The sequence below is a fragment of the Algoriphagus alkaliphilus genome (assembly GCF_900103735.1).
GTDB lineage: Bacteria > Bacteroidota > Bacteroidia > Cytophagales > Cyclobacteriaceae > Algoriphagus > Algoriphagus alkaliphilus.
The window spans coordinates 1-17059 of record NZ_FMXE01000005.1 but is presented as its reverse complement, the minus strand read 5'-3'; the positions used below and the strand labels follow the sequence as shown (position 1 = coordinate 17059).

General features: G+C 41.8%; 16 protein-coding genes. 12 read left to right on the top strand and 4 right to left on the bottom strand.

The annotated features are described in order from the left end of the window. Nucleotides 1-58: 58 nt before the first annotated feature. Nucleotides 59-799: a hypothetical protein gene (locus BLQ81_RS03755; RefSeq protein ID WP_245693164.1), complete on the bottom strand. Its 741-nt coding sequence runs from the start codon at nt 797-799 to the stop codon at nt 59-61. Between the two features lie 151 nt (nt 800-950). On the opposite strand from BLQ81_RS03755, the gene BLQ81_RS03750 reads away from it, so the two are divergent. From BLQ81_RS03750 to BLQ81_RS03740, 3 genes are read left to right on the top strand one after another with little or no spacing between them, the layout of a single operon-like run. Beyond that, entirely contained in the window at nt 951-2438 is a 1488-nt protein-coding gene (locus BLQ81_RS03750; protein WP_092728626.1) for a nicotinate phosphoribosyltransferase, read from the top strand. Further along, nucleotides 2425-3054, top strand: a complete 630-nt coding sequence (gene pncA / locus BLQ81_RS03745; RefSeq protein ID WP_092728625.1) for a bifunctional nicotinamidase/pyrazinamidase — start codon at nt 2425-2427, stop codon at nt 3052-3054. The genes BLQ81_RS03750 and pncA overlap by 14 nt, the downstream gene beginning before the upstream one ends. A gap of 3 nt (nt 3055-3057) precedes the next feature. Next, nucleotides 3058-3573, top strand: a complete 516-nt coding sequence (locus BLQ81_RS03740) for an acyl-CoA thioesterase (protein WP_092728624.1) — start codon at nt 3058-3060, stop codon at nt 3571-3573. A 357-nt stretch (nt 3574-3930) separates the two neighbouring features. Here BLQ81_RS03740 and BLQ81_RS03735 read toward each other — a convergent pair whose 3' ends face one another. Together BLQ81_RS03735 and BLQ81_RS03730 are read right to left on the bottom strand one after the other, a co-directional pair. Beyond that, the gene (locus tag BLQ81_RS03735) at nt 3931-4248 is read right to left on the bottom strand and encodes an antibiotic biosynthesis monooxygenase family protein (RefSeq protein ID WP_092728623.1); all 318 of its coding nucleotides are present in this window, start codon (nt 4246-4248) and stop codon (nt 3931-3933) included. Continuing rightward, a complete protein-coding gene (locus BLQ81_RS03730) occupies nt 4245-4838 on the bottom strand; it encodes a DJ-1/PfpI family protein (RefSeq protein WP_092728622.1) in 594 nt (197 codons plus the stop codon). Before BLQ81_RS03730 ends, BLQ81_RS03735 begins: the two co-directional genes overlap by 4 nt. A gap of 971 nt (nt 4839-5809) precedes the next feature. Between BLQ81_RS03730 and BLQ81_RS03725 the strand changes: the two genes are divergently transcribed. The 9 genes from BLQ81_RS03725 (at nt 5810) to BLQ81_RS03685 (ending at nt 16686) form a co-directional block, all read left to right on the top strand. After that, on the top strand, nt 5810-6178 hold the full coding sequence (locus BLQ81_RS03725) for a hypothetical protein (RefSeq protein ID WP_092728621.1): 369 nt from the start codon (nt 5810-5812) through the stop codon (nt 6176-6178). A gap of 86 nt (nt 6179-6264) precedes the next feature. After that, nucleotides 6265-8763 carry a YbcC family protein gene (locus tag BLQ81_RS03720; protein WP_245693163.1) on the top strand — a complete coding sequence of 833 codons (2499 nt, stop codon included), beginning with the start codon at nt 6265-6267 and terminating at the stop codon, nt 8761-8763. A gap of 26 nt (nt 8764-8789) precedes the next feature. Then, nucleotides 8790-10706 (top strand): proton-conducting transporter transmembrane domain-containing protein, encoded by a 1917-nt coding sequence (locus BLQ81_RS03715; RefSeq protein ID WP_245693162.1) that lies wholly within the window; start codon nt 8790-8792, stop codon nt 10704-10706. Between the two features lie 42 nt (nt 10707-10748). Further along, a complete protein-coding gene (locus BLQ81_RS03710) occupies nt 10749-12344 on the top strand; it encodes a SulP family inorganic anion transporter (RefSeq protein ID WP_092728618.1) in 1596 nt (531 codons plus the stop codon). 187 nt (nt 12345-12531) lie between these two features. Further along, a complete protein-coding gene (locus tag BLQ81_RS03705) occupies nt 12532-13878 on the top strand; it encodes a hypothetical protein (protein WP_092728617.1) in 1347 nt (448 codons plus the stop codon). Between the two features lie 284 nt (nt 13879-14162). Next, nucleotides 14163-14615: a Rieske 2Fe-2S domain-containing protein gene (locus BLQ81_RS03700; RefSeq protein WP_245693161.1), complete on the top strand. Its 453-nt coding sequence runs from the start codon at nt 14163-14165 to the stop codon at nt 14613-14615. 2 nt (nt 14616-14617) lie between these two features. After that, nucleotides 14618-15577, top strand: coding sequence for a DUF5777 family beta-barrel protein (locus tag BLQ81_RS03695; RefSeq protein ID WP_245693160.1), 960 nt, complete (start codon nt 14618-14620; stop codon nt 15575-15577). Next, nucleotides 15574-16122, top strand: a complete 549-nt coding sequence (locus BLQ81_RS03690; protein ID WP_092728616.1) for a YceI family protein — start codon at nt 15574-15576, stop codon at nt 16120-16122. The genes BLQ81_RS03695 and BLQ81_RS03690 overlap by 4 nt, the downstream gene beginning before the upstream one ends. A gap of 177 nt (nt 16123-16299) precedes the next feature. Further along, on the top strand, nt 16300-16686 hold the full coding sequence (locus BLQ81_RS03685) for a hypothetical protein (RefSeq protein ID WP_092728615.1): 387 nt from the start codon (nt 16300-16302) through the stop codon (nt 16684-16686). 140 nt (nt 16687-16826) lie between these two features. Here BLQ81_RS03685 and BLQ81_RS03680 read toward each other — a convergent pair whose 3' ends face one another. Beyond that, entirely contained in the window at nt 16827-17027 is a 201-nt protein-coding gene (locus BLQ81_RS03680; protein WP_092728614.1) for a hypothetical protein, read from the bottom strand. Nucleotides 17028-17059 lie beyond the last annotated feature (32 nt).

The following is a 17059-nucleotide window of genomic DNA, read 5'->3' as shown; positions in this document are numbered from 1 at the left end:
TGGAACTTCAAACCTTATTTTATTTTGCTACTGGCAAGAAAGCGGACATACATAATATTTAATTAAGCTTCAGTTCAATGTCGGTAGAATCTTTAATTCTTGTTTCTACTTTTCTATAGATTGATTTGTTTTTATCCTTGTTGATTAAAAGGACACCATCAGTGAGATCTGCAGTTTCAAGTTCAAAAGATCCCACTTTTGTAAACCAACCTTTGGCATCTATCTGAAAAAGGGCTAGGGGATTGTTAACTCCATTTAGGAAAAACAAATCGTCATCATCTGCCTCTAATTCTACTTCAAAATCAAAATCATCGTCATCATCTCCAAAAACCTGAAATCTCATTGGGACAGTTCTTCCGTCTTGATAAGTGTAAGTTCCGTCCAATTGAATACTCGGCTCTTTTCTATTATCAATCAAGTCAATTTTAAATTCAATTTCTTCATAATTTCCCGAAGGAATATTGATAAAAAAATCTACTTCTGAATCAAACCTATTGAAATCGATTTTTTTGATTTCTTTGAACTTGAGTTCGAATTCTTTTTCAAACTTATTTCCGTTTTCATCAACTCCTTCGGTCTCCAGCTCAATTTTTTTAATCTGAATAAAGCCGCTTTGCACAACCAAACCCGCATTCAAAATTCTTGCTCCAGCGACACCGCTATTTTTGAGTTTTACTCCCATTCCAATCCGTACATCGCCTTCTCCAATAATATCGAGATCTGAATCTTCAGAGCAGGATGCAAAAAGCGCTCCTGATAGCGCAAAGACCATTGCGTAAATTTTTTGTTTAGTTTTCATAATAGTTAATTGGTTGTATTTCCACAACGTTCAAAAACAGTGCAATCTTTTTCTAACTAATTAAAAAAAATGAGATCCATTACCAAAATACCGTTTTCTTGCTCAGATAAGCAGATCACCTTACCTTTATTTTCGTAATTATTTTCCCTTCATGAAAATCACCAAAGACCTTTATCAAAGTAACCTCGTGTTGCTGACTGACTTTTATCAACTTACGATGGCCTATGCCTATTGGAAGTCAGGGAAAGGAGAGCAGGAGGCAGTTTTCAATCTTTTCTTTCGCAAGCACCCTTTTCAGGGTGGTTTCACGCTGGCTGCCGGGCTGGATTATGTTGTTGATTTTTGCAAAAATTTCAAATTCGAAAAGGGAGATCTGGAATACTTGGCGGGGATGAAAAACAAGGATAAAAGTCCTGTGTTTGAGCAGGCCTTTCTGGAGTATCTGAAAAATCTAGCATTCACCTGTGACATCGACGCAGTCGAGGAGGGAACCGTGGTTTTTCCAAACGCTCCTTTGATTCGTGTAAGGGGCCCTTTAATTCAATGTCAGTTATTGGAAACACCACTTTTGAACATCATCAATTTCCAAACCCTGATTGCCACCAAAGCCGCCCGTATCAATATTGCTGCGCAGGGTGAACCGGTATTGGAATTTGGTTTGAGAAGAGCACAGGGAATTGACGGCGCTTTGGCGGCAAGCCGTGCAGCGTATATCGGTGGATGTACTTCCACCTCGAATGTGATGGCGGGAAAGCTGTTTGGAATTCCTGTTGCCGGCACGCATGCGCATAGCTGGATTATTTCTTTTGAGACGGAGCTGGAAGCTTTTGTGGCCTATGCAGATGCCTTTCCGGATCAGTGTGTATTCTTGGTGGATACCTATGACACACTGAATGGTGTTAAGAATGCGATCAAGGTCGGGGAGATTTTGCGCAGCAAAGGAAAAGAAATGGTCGGAATCCGAATCGACTCGGGTGACTTGGCTTATTTCAGTACCAAGGCAAGACAACTGCTGGATGAGGCTGGCTTTCCGGATGCCAAAATCATCGCTTCAAATGACCTGGATGAACATATTATTGCCTCGCTTAAATCTCAGGAAGCCGACATCAACGTATGGGGAGTAGGAACAAAATTGGTGACAGCCTATGATCAGCCTGCACTTGGTGCGGTTTATAAGCTTTCGGCAATCCGAATGGCTGACGGTACATGGGATCCAAAAGTAAAAGTGTCGCAGCAATTGCTCAAAATCAATATTCCTGGTGTTCACAATGTAAAGCGGTATTTCACCAAAGGAAAAGCCATTGCTGATATGATCTACTTGGAAGATCAAGATATTGATCCTAAAAGTGTTGTGATTATTGACCCCATCGATGCGACTCGGAGAAAGCGACTGATGCCGGTCTATTATCAAGAAGAGGTATTGCTGAAACCAATTTTTAAAAAAGGAGAGAAAGTCTATGATCTACCGACTTTAGATGCCGTCCGAAATCGTGCTGCGGAGCAATTGGAGTCCTTGGACAAAACGCATAAACGCCTGGTAAATCCCCACTTATATCCGGTAGGATTGGAAGAGAATTTGCATCATTTGCGCATGGAATTGGTTTTGAAAGCTAAAAAATTTGATAATGGAATGGATTAATGACGATTCGGTACTGCTGATCGTAGATGTACAAAATGACTTCATTCCGGGCGGGGCTTTAGCTGTCAGCGAAGGAGACCAAGTGGTCCCGCTGATCAATGACATGCAGAAAAAGTTCCGGCATGTCATCGCCACCCAGGATTTTCATCCGTCGGATCATGGTAGTTTTGCTGCAAATCATCCCGGAAGAAAACCTTTTGAATTCATCGAATTGGCCGGATTGACACAGATTCTCTGGCCGGTACATTGCGTACAGGGGAGCTCAGGAGCGGATTTTCACCCGAAACTGAATCGGAGTCAATGGATGGCTGTGTTCCAGAAAGGGAAAAACCCGGAAGTGGATTCTTATTCGGGTTTCTTTGACAATGCCAGAAGGGGAGATACGGGACTAGGGGATTTCCTAAAAAGTATTGGAATTAGGAGGGTCTTTGTTTGCGGTTTGGCATTGGATTACTGTGTGAAATTCACTGCTTTGGATGCTAAAAGCCTCGGTTTTGAGACGTTTTTAATTTCAGATGCCACCAGAGCGGTAAACCTTAAACCTGAGGACGGAAATTTAGCGATTGCCGAAATGGAGGCAGCGGGAATTACAGTTTTAACCAGCAATCAACTTTAAGCCATGTTTGACTACAATCCAGAGAAACACTATCCAACTGAAACTGAAAGTCGAGTGGTCATTCGATTTCAGGATTGTGACCCGCTTCGTCACCTCAACAACGCGAAGTATTTTGACTATTTCTTCAACGCTAGGGAAGATCAGGTTCCAAAGCTGTATGGTTTGGAGATCATAGATCTGATCAAAACATACAAGGCTGCTTGGGTTGTCTACAATCACAACATCAGCTATGTAAAACCTGCTATGGTGGGAGAGTGGGTGCGGATCATGAGTCGGATTCTTTGGCATAATCACAATACAATCGTGGTGGAATATTACATGACAGATGATTCCAAAACACAATTGAAAACAATACTTTGGTCAACTATGCGATATGTAACATTGGCAGAAGGTAAATCAACCGATCATACCGGAGCGGTGAAGGACTTTCTGAAAGCTACTTCGGATGACTTGGATGTCTCCCAAATGAATATCAAAGACCGTGTGAAAATGCTGGCTACTGAGCTTAAGAAGGAGTAGAATTCTTTATTACTATTGAAAGAAAAAGAAAAATAGTTCTAGGGTTGAGAATCGGGGTCTTTGATTCTAAATTTTTTTTACCATAGGTTCTGAGAATGTAAGGGTTTTTTCCACAGAAGAGAATAGAGAAAAATAGAATTTGAACTCTTTCTTCCTTGAAAAATATCCCGCAGACTGATGCAGAAAAAGCCGCTGATGAACGCAGATTTTTTGAAAAACTGAGGATTGAAGTTGAACTCTTTGCGAACTCAATTAGAGCGAAAGCGACTGGATTAAACCTATTGAGACTAGATTAAATTATCTCTTTTTTCCTTTGCGGTAAAAAAAAGTGAACTGTAGCAGGCATAACTGCCTAAATCAAATCCCAAATTCATAATCCCGCTCCACCAATGCAATGCGGGTCTTGTAGGCTGAATACCATTTTTCACGACCGAATTTTTGAGCTATTAAATGGTCTGTATTGGCTTTCCAGTTTTTTATAGAGTCTAGATTTGCCCAATAACTGACTGTAATTCCCAGCCCGTCACGGACACTTTCATGCCCAAGATACCCGGGCTGCAGTTCTGCTAGGCGAACCATTTCTTCCGCAATTTCTTCATAGCCTTCGCTGACTTCAGTTCTCAGATTGGAGAAGATTACGGCGTAATAAGGGGGATTTGGGGTTTTTGCGATCATTTTGAATCCAAATAAGGTTGATATTCCATATACTTGGCGGTTTTCAAAGCCAATTCTTCACCAAAAGTTTTCTCCAATAAGTACAAGGACAAGTCTATTCCGGCAGATATGCCGGCTGCTGTCCAAATCTTATCATTACTTTGGACGAACCTGAGCTCTGGTTTAGGTATTCCATCAGGAACAATCTCTTTCATGCTTTCAAAAACCTCATGATGGGTGCAGTAAGGTTTTCCCTCCAAAAACCCCGTCTTTGCCAAGATTCTGGAACCGGAACACACGCTCATTGTCCACCTGGAATTTTGGATCAGCAATTCAAGGTCAAACAATAAGTCGGAATTTTGTATCACTTTTTTGCTTCCATCTCCTCCCGGAAGTACCAAAAAATCCAAATTCAATAGTTCGGAAATCCCGAAATCAGGTTTAACCTGAAGTCCGTTTTTTGTTCGGATTAGCGAATCATCTGCTCCAAAAGTGAAAACCTCTAGGAGGGAATAATCTGACAGCTGTGAACCCACAGAAAAAACCTCAAATGGTCCTGCAAAATCCAAAACTTCGACTTCATCAAAAATAAAAATACCTAATCGCTTCATATTCGGTCAAAATGATGGATTAAAGTTAGTTTTTATTTTAATGGACTTGGAGTCAAATCAGGACAGGTGGATATTTTTTTTTAGGAATAACATGACTTGGAAAAGTGGCTGTTGATAAGGCCTGAATCTTTCAACTTAAAATAAAAAATTAACAATTGTTTTTCCATACGGACCTCGATCAGGCTTGGAGTCTTGTTTTTGTTCGTTTCATGTGACTCTAAAATTACCACATTCTCTATTCCGAACTTTTTTGCAACAGGCAAGATTAATTGAGGCAAGTGAGGTCAATTTCATTTTATTTACTAATTACTACACTTAGTAGGGAATCTTGGGTATTGAAAAAAAAAGATTTCATCTTTCGTCAATTCAGATTAAAGTCAGTTTTATCCTTCTTTGAAACCAACCAAAACAGGTCATAATTGTTGTTTTAACAGCTGATTTTAAATGGGAAACTGAGTCAGATTTTGTTGTAATCTTTCACTTAATATATTCAATCAATTTAAATTCCAAGAAGTTATACTGTAGTTAAGAAATTCACTACAGTTTTCCTTTCTGTATCGAATGCCAGTAAACCAATTGGTAAAACATTGAAAAGGAATCGAGAAAAGTTGTTTCAATCACCCCTAGCCCCGGCCTGATCAGCCTGGGTTTTTTTTCTTTCCGCCCTCATTTAAGAATCCTCAGAGTAGGCTTACTAAGTCTTTTCATCAGGAAAGACAATCGGATTTATCTGTCTTCTATTTTTAGCTTTCCATCAAAAAATTTAATTCTAAACCCTTTTTGATAATTGGCTGCTGATTAAAATTGTGATAGGAGTGTAGGTGATTGGAATAGTTTAGGAATCGGAGTATGCATTGAACAATCGACTGATATTTAAATAATAGCGTCTTTTTCTTGCGTAATCGTTAAAAATAGTAAAGATCTATTGCTTGATATTAAAAAAGTGTACCTTTCAATGTTTTTAGAAAAAAATGATTTCTCTTCTTAATCTTCTCATTCTATCCTTACGCCTGACCTTGGCTGTCCAAGGTCAGGCAGTTGGGATTTTACTGAATGATTTTTTTGGAGACAGGATTGCTGCCTCAGATCTTGGTTCTGATCAAGAGCTACACGAGTTTTTAATTCCCGCTTTTGCAAATGAATATGGCTTTATAGAAGCCGAGGAGGAGAAAACAGAAGATAAAAGTGAAAGCGTAGCAGATATCTTGGCTTTGCTCTTTCAAGATTCTATTGAGCGGGAGCCTCGATTGCTTTCAAATACTATTTTCGGGAATAAACCCATTCAGGGGGACCTGCATCTTTACGATATCTTCCAATCCTGGAAGACCCATTTGGGTTGATTTTTAGCCGATAGGCTTTGATTACTGTTGTCGCAGACTTTTGGTCTGTTGGACACTGCCTGATCTCCAACTCAATACTTAAATTCATGAATTCACATTTGATGCATCATGCCTTTGGCTTGGGCGAAATTCTGCATGAGTTGCGGCATTTCCTCCCTGCACAGGCTCCACTCAAGGACTTTGTCCATCATAATACGCTACATGCTTTTCAGCACCTGCCTTTTCATCAAGGGTTAAAGCAAGCCAAAACACAATTGGGATACCAAGGCTATTTGCCCTTGGAAGCCTACCGAGATCTTTTCAGATCCAGTAAAATCAAAGGTCAACTATTAAAAAATCTGCTTGAGGATCATTTTGGTTTAGCAGCGGCCAATGACTGGGCTGTCAAACTACTCGATCAAGATTATCAGGAGGTTTCGGGTGCTAAAGTTGGTTCATTGAGGAACCACTGGAAATCTGATTATCATTTTAACCTGGATAAGGTCACACATCCTTTTCTCTTTAGAATCTTGGCAGCTTACCTTGATCAGGGAATTTCGATTTGGTCATTTCCGGTCGAAGCCAAGGGGTTTTTGGATGCGATCAAAGTCATCCAAACCCAAAGTTTTTCCTCGATTATTAAGAGTAAAAGAGCTTTGGATTTACTTTTTGATCCTCAATTAAGTTTGGAGAAACTCCTTGATATTCTGGTTGGTGATCCTCAATCCTACGGTTGGTATTTATTTGATCAACAATTTGCGCATGCGGGGTGGTCGGGTATGGTGTCAGTTTTGGAATCCCAACCTGAATCTCTTTTGGATTTCAAAAAAATATGCCTGGAGGATGTGATCAAATTTGAATGCCTGCTGGAGATCGATGCACTGGATCAAAAGTTTGGAGAAAATTGGATCCCAATTGGTCATAGATTTCCTTTTAAAACCAAGGATCTGTTTGAAAACAATCCTTTTAATGAATTAGACCTAGTTCTTCAATGTTGGCAAGAAGCCTACGAATGGAGCTATTATGATGAGGTTTTGGCAGGTATCTCGGCGGTTAGACCTCAGTCAAAAGCATCTGGAATACCTAGTTTTCAGGCTTTATTTTGCATTGATGACCGGGAATGCTCCACTCGACGACATTTGGAATACATCGATCCTGAATGTGCGACATATGGTACCCCCGGATTTTTCAATGTGGAATTCTACTTTCAGCCAGAGTTTGGAAAGTTTCATACCAAATCCTGCCCGGCTCCTGTCACCCCGAAGTTTCTGATTAAGGAAATAGCCAGCCATAAAATACTGGTCCGAGATCCACATTTCAACCAAAAAAGCCACTCACTGGTCCGTGGCTGGGTTAGTGCTCAGACTCTCGGATTTTTATCCGCAGTGAAATTGGTGGGTAATATCTTAAGGCCTTCCAGTTCAGCACTTGAGGTGTCCTCCTTTAAACACATGGATCCTTCCGGTACCCTGTCGATTGAATACAAGGGGCTGATGGAAGAGGGGCTTCAGGTCGGTTTCAAGGTAGAGGAAATGACTGATCGAGTCGAAGGTCTTCTGCGGAGCATTGGACTTATCGATGGCTTTTCTCCTCTTGTTTATTTGATTGGGCATGGCGCATCCAGTATAAATAACACCCACTATGCCGGATATGACTGTGGTGCATGCTGTGGTCGTCCAGGATCTGTGAATGCCCGAGTGGCCGCAGCCATGGCAAATCATCCTATGGTCAGGGAGCAGCTCCTCACTAGAGGGATTGAAATCCCTGTTTCCACCCAGTTTTTAGGTGGATTGCACGATACCACCAAAGATGAAATCGCCTATTTTGATGAGTATTTACTTTCAGCGTTCAATACTCAACTTCATCAGGGAAATAAAGGGAAGTTTGGTAAGGCCCTGGGATTTAATGCCTTGGAGCGGTCAAGGAGATTCGATACGTTAAAACCCAACAAGTCGGTAGGAAGATTGCATGAGGAGATTAAAAAACGTGCCTTTTCCCTTTTCGAACCCCGACCGGAGTACAATCATGCGACTAATGCGCTTTGTATTATTTCCCGAAAATCAACGATCAAAGGTCTGTTTTTTGATCGAAGAGCTTTTTTGAATTCATACGATTACCGAAAAGATCCCGAAGGAAAAGCCTTGACCAAAATTCTCGGTGCGGCAGCACCGGTGTGTGGGGGAATCAATCTGGAATATTATTTCTCCCGAATGGATCCGGATAAGCTTGGGGCTGGCACCAAACTACCCCACAATGTTATGGGATTGATCGGCGTAGCCAATGGTGCTGACGGTGATTTGAGAACAGGATTGCCCTACCAAATGGTCGAAATTCATGACCCGATTCGCTTGTTGATGATTGTTGAGCAAGACCCCGCGGTAGTGATGAAGGTGCTTCAGGCTAATCCCGGAACCTATGAATGGGTAAAGAATTATTGGATCCATTTAGTAGTCATCGATCCATTTACAGGCACGTTTTTGCGGTATAGAGATGAGGGATTTGAGGCCTACCAGCCCGAGTCCAAAATCGAGCACCTTGATCACTTGCAGGACAAGCTGTTGAGTAGCAAAGAAAATCTTCCCGTTTACCTTATTGACTCACTTTGATGGAACTTCAAAATTGGATTCAGTTAATGATTGGGATACCTCTCGTTGGCTTTTTGGTGAGTCTTATGGTGCCGGAGTATAAGGAGAAACTGCTCTCCAGAGTAGCCTTTTTCACGGCAGGGTTTAACTTGATGAGTGTCCTGGTTTTCTTGGTGTTCTGGAGTATTCAGGGATTTCAGGCGCTTAATCTCAAGGAATTTGTCCTATATCGAAACGACCACTTTGAGTTTTTGGTAGACTTTTTCTTTGACCGGGTCGGCGCCGTGTATGTGGTTATAGGCGCATTGTTAACCTTTTTGATCACTTTCTACAGTCGCTATTACCTTCATAGGGAAAGTGGCTACAAACGGTTTTTCAACACTGTTTTGTTCTTTTACCTGGGTTTCAATATCACTGTTTTGGCAGGAAATTTCGAAACCTTATTCATAGGTTGGGAGATCTTGGGTTTATCTTCTTTCCTGTTGATTGCCTTTTATCGGGAGAATTACCTACCGACAAAAAATGCAATCAAAGTTTTTTCTATTTATCGGATCGGAGACGTCGGGTTGATTTTGGCGATGTGGGCCAGTCATCATCTTTGGCATGAAAACATCACCTTTCTCAAGCTTAATAATTCCGAATTAGTATCGGAACATTTGGCAGGCCACTCTGGAATCGGTTTGTTCATTGCATTGATGTTGCTTTTGGCCGCTGCTGCCAAATCTGCCCAATTTCCATTTTCCTCTTGGTTGCCCCGAGCAATGGAGGGTCCGACTCCTTCTTCGGCGATTTTCTATGGATCGCTGTCTGTTCACTTGGGGGTATTTCTTTTGCTCAGGACATTTCCTTTTTGGGAAAATCAACTTGTCGTGCGAGTTCTGATCGGATTAATTGGCCTTATGACGGCAGTCTTTTCCACAATGATCGCCCGTGTTCAGACTTCTGTCAAAACCCAAATAGGTTATGCTTCTCTGACTCAAATCGGGATCATGTTTATTGAGGTTGCCGCTGGCTTGGAAGTGCTCGTATTGATCCATTTTGCCGGAAATGCTTTCTTAAGAACCTACCAGCTTTTGGTTTCTCCCTCAGTAGTCAGCTACTTGATTCGAGAGCAGTTTTATGGCTTCGTGCCAAAGCAATTCCATAATAAAACCGGCATTTGGAATAAACTTCAGATCTCATTTTATATCTGGAGTCTAAAAGAATGGAATCTTGATCGACTGATCAATCGGCTTATTTTCAATCCATTGAAGAGACTAGGTCATAGACTTGACTTCTTAAGCTATCGAACTGTCCTGTTTTATTTTGTACCAAGCTACTTAATCGGAATGGGACTCTTGCTTATTGGATATAAAGTCCCCCCGGAGTTGCACAGACTGCTACCGCCGCTCTTTGCATTTATAGCCCTGCTGATGGTTCTCAAGTCATTTTCCGAACGAAAATCCGCAAGGTTGAGCTGGACATTTTTGATGATGAACCATTTCTGGATGGTCTTGGCAATTGCAGAAAATGAAAAATTCTCCGCTGAAGAAATTGCCATGTACCTCAGTGGTGTACTTGTTTTTGGGTTTTCAGGTCTTCTGATTATTTCACGGATGAAAAATTCCCTCGGGCAGAAGGGATTATTTGAATACCAAGGCTATGTGAGTCGGCACCCGATGTTGGCTTTTGGTTTTTTGATCAGCTCGCTTGGCCTGATGGGATTTCCACTTTCGCCTACGTTTATAGGTGAGGATTTGCTCTTCAGCCATATCCATCAAGATCAATACCTTTTGGCATTTCTTGCAGCGCTGGCCTTTGTCATGGAAGGTATTGCTTCTGTGAGAATCTTTGCGCGCTTGTTTCTGGGAGCAAAACTTACCGGTTACAAAAAGGATCCGGCAAAGCCTGGGATTTTATCTTTTTGGCAGTTTAGTACTGTCAAAATGATTGCGAATAAAACGCAAATAAAAACCTCATTCTAATCATTCATTCAAGAGGAATTTCCTCATAAAATATCATATCAAATGAAAAGCGAAACAAAACTTCAACTACCAAAGGACGGCTGGAAAGGTCTGGTTGAAAACTTCGGAGCAGATGCCAGTGCAGGATTTGTAGTATTTCTTTTGGCAATGCCCTTAAGTTTGGGTATCGCCAAAGCCTCTGATTTTCCTCCGATAATGGGCTTGGTGACTGCCATAATTGGGGGCATACTGGTCAGTTTGATTTCAGGTTCACTATTGACTATCAAAGGTCCTGCGGCGGGGTTGATTGTGGTAGTAGCCGGATCTGTTGCAGAATTCGGCGGCGGAGATACAGGTTGGAAACTAGCCCTCGGAGCCATGGTGGTGGCTGGCCTGGTTCAAATTCTATTCGGTGTATTTAAACTCGGAAAATTGGCCGATATATTCCCCCTTTCCGCCATACACGGGATGCTAGCGGCGATTGGAATTATCATCATTGTAAAGCAAATCCCTGTTTTATTGGACGTCAATCCAGAACTTTATAAGGGGATGAGTATTGTGGGGATGATCAAATCGATTCCTACCTTCTTTGCAAATTTTGACCCGAGAGCCACGATGATCGGCGTGTACAGCTTGGCCATCATGCTGGGATGGCCCTATTTGAAGGATTTTAAATTAGGAAAAATCCCTGCTCCATTAATGGTGTTAATCGTTGCCATTCCCTCAGAATTGGCGATGGATTTTGCACACACCGAACCACCCTATGCCTTGCTTCATATCGGGAATCTGGTGGAAAACGTAAAGTACAATGCGGACTTTTCGGGGATTGCCCAAACGGGTACGTTTATTAAGTATGTCATTATGTTTGCCTTGGTCGGAACTTTAGAATCGCTGCTGACTGTAAAAGCAATTGATCTCTCCGATCCTTTCAAGCGGAAATCCAACAACGATAAAGATTTGATCGCGATAGGAGTCGGAAATACGGTTAGTGCCTTTTTGGGAGGTTTGCCAATGATTTCTGAAGTGGCCCGTAGCTCTGCCAATGTGACTAATGGGGCAAAAACCCGTTGGGCAAACTTCTTCCATGGATTTTTTATCCTTGTTTTCGTATTGGTTGCTACTCCTGTGATTGAGTTGATTCCCAACGCTGCCTTGGCGGCGATGTTGATTACTGTAGGTATTAAGCTGGCCCATCCGAAGGAATTTGTCAACACCTTTAAAATCGGCAAAGAGCAATTGGCAATATTTTTAGTGACCATAGCCTTCACCATTTTCGAAGATTTATTAATTGGAATTGGAGCTGGAATCGTCTTGAAAATGTTCCTTCACCTCATTAATGGTACACCTATCAATTCTTTCTTCAAGGCCCCAACGGTGGTTTCTTTTAATAATAATGAATACCTGGTAGAAATCGATAAGGCAGCCATTTTCTCAAATTTTATGGGAATCAAACGAAAACTGGAAGAAATTCCTGCCGGATTCAATGTGACTATCGATCTGAAAAACACCAAGCTGGTCGACCACTCGGTGATGGAAAACCTGCATCATTTCCAGCACGAGTATGAAGAAAATGGGGGACAAGTCAGGATCATTGGCCTGGAAAACCACAAGCCGGTATCGGATCATAAGTTGGCATCGAGAAAACTGATCCAATCCTGAACTCAAGGGAAATCGCTCCGATAATCAAGGATCTAACAATCGATCAGTGGTGTGAAAACTGCTAATCAAGCTTTGACAGTCGTGGCTACTTTTCCTGCCTCAAAATCACCACCGAATAAATCTGACTTCAAGGCACTGTTTGGATAGTGCCTTGTGGTCCTATTTTCCAAATAAATAAAAATCCATCATGAGAAAAATAGGTCTAATCCTTCTCCTGGCAGCACTGATTTTTATGGCATTTATTCTTTCAGCCACTGCCCAGACCGAAAAAGAAGTCAAACTATTTCTGAATGAGGAAAAAACCCATTGGGTAAAAGGAACCGGTCTCGGACAAATTTGGATTCGCTATACAGATTTGAATCCCGGTTCTACTGTGGTTGGGACAGCCAAGGATCAGGTCTTCGATGTCGGTCTTCGAAGAGTTCGCTATCAGGTGATGGGACAAGTTACGGATCATGTATTCGTCTATACGCAGTTTGGGATCAATAGCTTTGGATCACTTTCTGCCCGAAAACCCGGACTATTCCTTCATGATGTCACCGCCGAATATGCAGTGGTTAAATACAAGCTCAGTCTTGGTGCCGGGCTTCATGGGTGGAACGGAACGGTTCGCTATTCGTCATCTTCGGTAGCTAGCATTCTGGGATTGGATCTGCCCTATATTGAGGAATCCACCAATGACATTACGGATCAATTTGTCCGCAAGCTTGGGATTTATGCCAAAGGAAAACTGGGCGAATTAGACTACCGGGTATCGGTTTCAAATCCTTTCCCGATTCAAACTGCCTTGGTTCCTGTCCCCACTTTACCGGAAAATGTCACCAATATCGCTTATTACAGCTCATCCGCCCCCGCAGTTAATTACCAGGGATATTTCTTTTGGCAGTTTCATGAGAAAGAAAGCAATCAGATACCTTATATGACAGGGACATATTTGGGAAAAAAGAATGTATTCAATATCGGTGTTGGCTTTTCTACTCAAGATCACGCCACGGAATACCGTGAGACAGTGACAAGTCCTGTGATCCAACAAGCGAGTAGGCAATTTGGGCTGGATGTCTTCTACGATGCGCCGCTCGACCAAGAAAAGGGTACTGCTTTGACGGTCTACGCAGCGCTGATCGATTATGATTTTGGTCCCAACTACCTGAGAAATGCCGGTGCCATCAACCCGGCAAACGGAACTACTAGCCAAGGGGCATTTAATGGACCCGGAAATAATGCCCCCCTTATCGGTACGGGTCAAGTCTATTATGCCCAGATGGGTTACCTGATGAGAAATGATTTGCTTGGCAAACAGAGCACCCTTCAGCCATATGCACAGCTAATTGTTTCAGATTATGAGCGGGTAGAAAAGCCCATCACGATCTATGACATCGGGGTCAATTGGCTTCAGGCAGGGCATCGTTCCAAGCTTTCCTTGGATTACCAAAGCCGACCCATTTTGGCCAAAGGAAATTCTGAAAAGTTGGTAAAAAACGAGTCTGATCCACGAAAGGGAATGCTGGTGATGCAGTATCAGTTTTCATTTTGATTGAGGTTTTATTGATATGTTGACCGATAGCCCCGGTGGATTCTTCCGGGGGTATTTTTTAAAATATCTGCCGGATTATTGGCCTTTTGATACTGGAAGAGGTGAATTTGGATTCCGGAAATTTAATCAAATCCAATTTAGGCTACTATAAAACGCCTGAATTCTGGAATAGAAAGGAAGGATGATTTAAAGGCATTCTTCTTTTAAGCCAATCTTAAGAAAAAGCTAAGAAAGCCTGAAGGAGTCTGCCTCTAAATTTACTTAACACCCTAAACATCAAAATTATGAATGAGAAAATGAATCGCATGGAATTCCTCAAATCCTTGGGATTGAAGGGGGCTTCTCTATTTGCAGTTTACTGCGCTGCTTCAGGTCTGAGTAGCTGTGTAAACGAAAGCATGGATCCGACTTTGCCTCCCGGCACAGGTGGAAATACCAATGAATTGACACTCGACCTCAACGACCCCACTTACTCCAAACTGAATACCGTGGGAAATTATGTTATCGTCGGTGGTATTGTAATCGCAAGGATTTCTGAAACTTCATTCGCGGCAGTGACACAGGTATGTTCCCATGAAGGCAAAAGGAAAGTTTACTTCAGGTCCGGGGAGTTTTATTGCCCAGAGCATGGGGCTTTATTTGACACTTCTGGAAAAGGATTGAATTCGAAAGGATCAAAAGGTCTTAAGACCTACCAAACACAATTTAGCGGCACTACGCTTATTGTAACCTTATGATCTTGAATCCTTCCCTAAAGAAAGTTCTGCTTATTCTTTTGCTGGCAGGACTGGTGGCCATGATTTGGATTCCCAAAGCCTTGGCCCAGGATGAATTGCTGAAGATGTTGGACGAGGAGCAATCCAAGGAACCCACATTCACTCTGGCAACCTTCAAGGCTTCCCGGCTGATCAATGGGCAAACGATCGAGACGGTATCCAAAAATCACCTGAACTTTTGGATTTCCCACCGCTTTGGCGCGGTCAACAGTGGGTTTATCGCCAATTTCTTTGGTTTGGATGAAGCAAAAATAAGATTGGGTCTTGAATATGGCCTTACTGACAAATGGCTAATCGGAGCGGGGAGAAGTTCACTAGAAAAAACATATGACCTCTACACCAAATACAAGGTCCTGAGGCAATCCAACAAATTCCCCCTCACGGTGACTGGACTTGGAGGATGGGCGATCAACACAATGGAGACGGGTTATGTCATGGAATCCGGTTCTGAAATGCGCTTCAACAATAATACCGAGTGCTATTCCTATTGGGGTCAGGCGCTGATTGCCCGGAAGTTTAATGATAGGCTATCACTTCAGGTCATGCCAACTTTCCTTCATTTAAACAAAGTTGAGGATCCCTCCATTCCCAATGACCTTTGGGCCTTAGGTTTTGGAGGACGCTACAAGCTCACCAAACGATTTACGCTTTCAGGAGAATACTACCATGCCTTCTCTGATCCGGGAGCTTATGAGACAAGTACCGGGAAAGCCTATCCGTATCACGATGCCATTTCCATCGGAGTAGACATCGAAACAGGCGGGCACGTCTTTCAGCTCCACTTCACCAATTCACGGGGAATGATCGAAAGGCATTTCATCGGTCAGACAACAGGCTCGTGGGAGGATGGTGACATCTATTACGGATTCAATATTGCCAGGACATTCAGCTTTGACAAAGGAGCAAAAAACAAAGACAAATGAGGAATATGCTAATTCTTTCTGCACTACTTTTCTTCCTTCATGTGGGAGATGCATGGTCACAGGTACTATATGGTACATCCTCAGGAGTGGTATCATTTTATTCAGACACTCCGCTGGAGACCATTGAGGCTGTAAACAAAAAGTCTGGGTGCATTATCAATTCCTCTTCATGGGAATTGGCTGTGCAGATGAAAATCACTGATTTCGTTTTTCCCAATAAGCTTATGCAGGAGCATTTCAATGAGAATTATCTGGAAAGTGAAAAATACCCTGCGGCGGTTTTCAAAGGTAAGATCAAAGAACTGGTAGACTTGACAAAGGCGGGAACCTATCCTGTTACCGCAGAGGGAAGCATGACCATTCATGGAGCCACTAAGGCTGTAGCTGTAAAAGGAACCCTTATTTCAACGGGAAATGAACTTAAACTGGACTTTAAATTTCAGGTTAAACCTGAAGACTATCAGATTAAGGTTCCTTCTTTGGTGATTACCAAAATTGCTGAAACCATTGAAGTAACCGGAAAAATGAACTTGGTGAAAAAGTAAAAGCAATGGCGGTATGAATTTAAAAAAGTAGCAGTTAGTTATTTCCCTCATTTTTTTTTCTAAATAAACTGAAAGAAATAAAGATTGAATTGCGGGCTCAAATTGACTTTGTATAATTTTTACTTCGATAGGAATATAATTTAACTTAGAAGAAGGTTTTCCACTCTGATACCTTTTATGAACAATTCAAAAAAAAGCTTTCAAAAGGTCCTTGAACATAAAACCCAAAAGGTACTGGCTTTTCCATCCTTTTTAATACGCCTGAGTCGCTTTGGATTGTTCGCTTTTTCCTTAGTAGTAGTCTCAGTGGGGTTTGGAATGTTGGGATATTGGTTTTTTGCTGATCTTACTCTTATTGATAGTTTTCATATGGCCAGTATGATTCTGACCGGGATGGGACCGGTATCTGATATGACTTCTAACGGAGCCAAGCTTTTCTCTTCCTTTTATGCCCTTTACAGCGGAGTTGCGTTCCTGAGTATTACAGCTGTCTTTTTTGCTCCCATCATTCACCGCTTGCTTCATATCCTTCATGTGGAAGACGGTAAGATCGAAAATCACTAAGCCATGGACATGAAAAATATTCAAACCGAAATGCTTTTATATTTTTTGGAATTTGTAATTCCATATCTAGAATGTTCAACCCTTTCAGGCATTGGCGTTAACTTAAGGCTTATACCCCTATTAGAGAGATAGTTCCTCTCTTATTTTTTAGCCTTCTTCTTCAGAAATGATTCTTTTTTAATTACCCTTTTCAAAACAAAGGTATTCCTGTCCTCTATCTCCCATTCCAATTCTTCTGCTTTTTCTATATCACAAGACTCTGCCAGAGCCGCAGGAAAATTGATATAATAGGAACTGGTTTTTCCTCTTTCAACTCTTTGAATTTTAACTTTATAGCCCATATTTTTTATGATTTTATAATAGTATATTTACT

Bases quoted from the DNA above. Each gene is read 5' to 3' on its own strand.
- BLQ81_RS03685 (WP_092728615.1), top strand. From the start codon at position 16,300: ATGAACAATTCAAAAAAAAGCTTTCAAAAGGTCCTTGAACATAAAACC.
- BLQ81_RS03725 (WP_092728621.1), top strand. From the start codon at position 5,810: ATGATTTCTCTTCTTAATCTTCTCATTCTATCCTTACGCCTGACCTTG.
- BLQ81_RS03705 (WP_092728617.1), top strand. From the start codon at position 12,532: ATGAGAAAAATAGGTCTAATCCTTCTCCTGGCAGCACTGATTTTTATG.
- BLQ81_RS03750 (WP_092728626.1), top strand. From the start codon at position 951: ATGAAAATCACCAAAGACCTTTATCAAAGTAACCTCGTGTTGCTGACT.
- BLQ81_RS03755 (WP_245693164.1), bottom strand. From the start codon at position 799: ATGAAAACTAAACAAAAAATTTACGCAATGGTCTTTGCGCTATCAGGA.
- BLQ81_RS03735 (WP_092728623.1), bottom strand. From the start codon at position 4,248: ATGATCGCAAAAACCCCAAATCCCCCTTATTACGCCGTAATCTTCTCC.
- BLQ81_RS03710 (WP_092728618.1), top strand. From the start codon at position 10,749: ATGAAAAGCGAAACAAAACTTCAACTACCAAAGGACGGCTGGAAAGGT.
- BLQ81_RS03740 (WP_092728624.1), top strand. From the start codon at position 3,058: ATGTTTGACTACAATCCAGAGAAACACTATCCAACTGAAACTGAAAGT.
- BLQ81_RS03690 (WP_092728616.1), top strand. From the start codon at position 15,574: ATGAGGAATATGCTAATTCTTTCTGCACTACTTTTCTTCCTTCATGTG.
- BLQ81_RS03700 (WP_245693161.1), top strand. From the start codon at position 14,163: ATGAATGAGAAAATGAATCGCATGGAATTCCTCAAATCCTTGGGATTG.
- BLQ81_RS03680 (WP_092728614.1), bottom strand. From the start codon at position 17,027: ATGGGCTATAAAGTTAAAATTCAAAGAGTTGAAAGAGGAAAAACCAGT.
- pncA (WP_092728625.1), top strand. From the start codon at position 2,425: ATGGAATGGATTAATGACGATTCGGTACTGCTGATCGTAGATGTACAA.
- BLQ81_RS03715 (WP_245693162.1), top strand. From the start codon at position 8,790: ATGATTGGGATACCTCTCGTTGGCTTTTTGGTGAGTCTTATGGTGCCG.
- BLQ81_RS03730 (WP_092728622.1), bottom strand. From the start codon at position 4,838: ATGAAGCGATTAGGTATTTTTATTTTTGATGAAGTCGAAGTTTTGGAT.
- BLQ81_RS03720 (WP_245693163.1), top strand. From the start codon at position 6,265: ATGAATTCACATTTGATGCATCATGCCTTTGGCTTGGGCGAAATTCTG.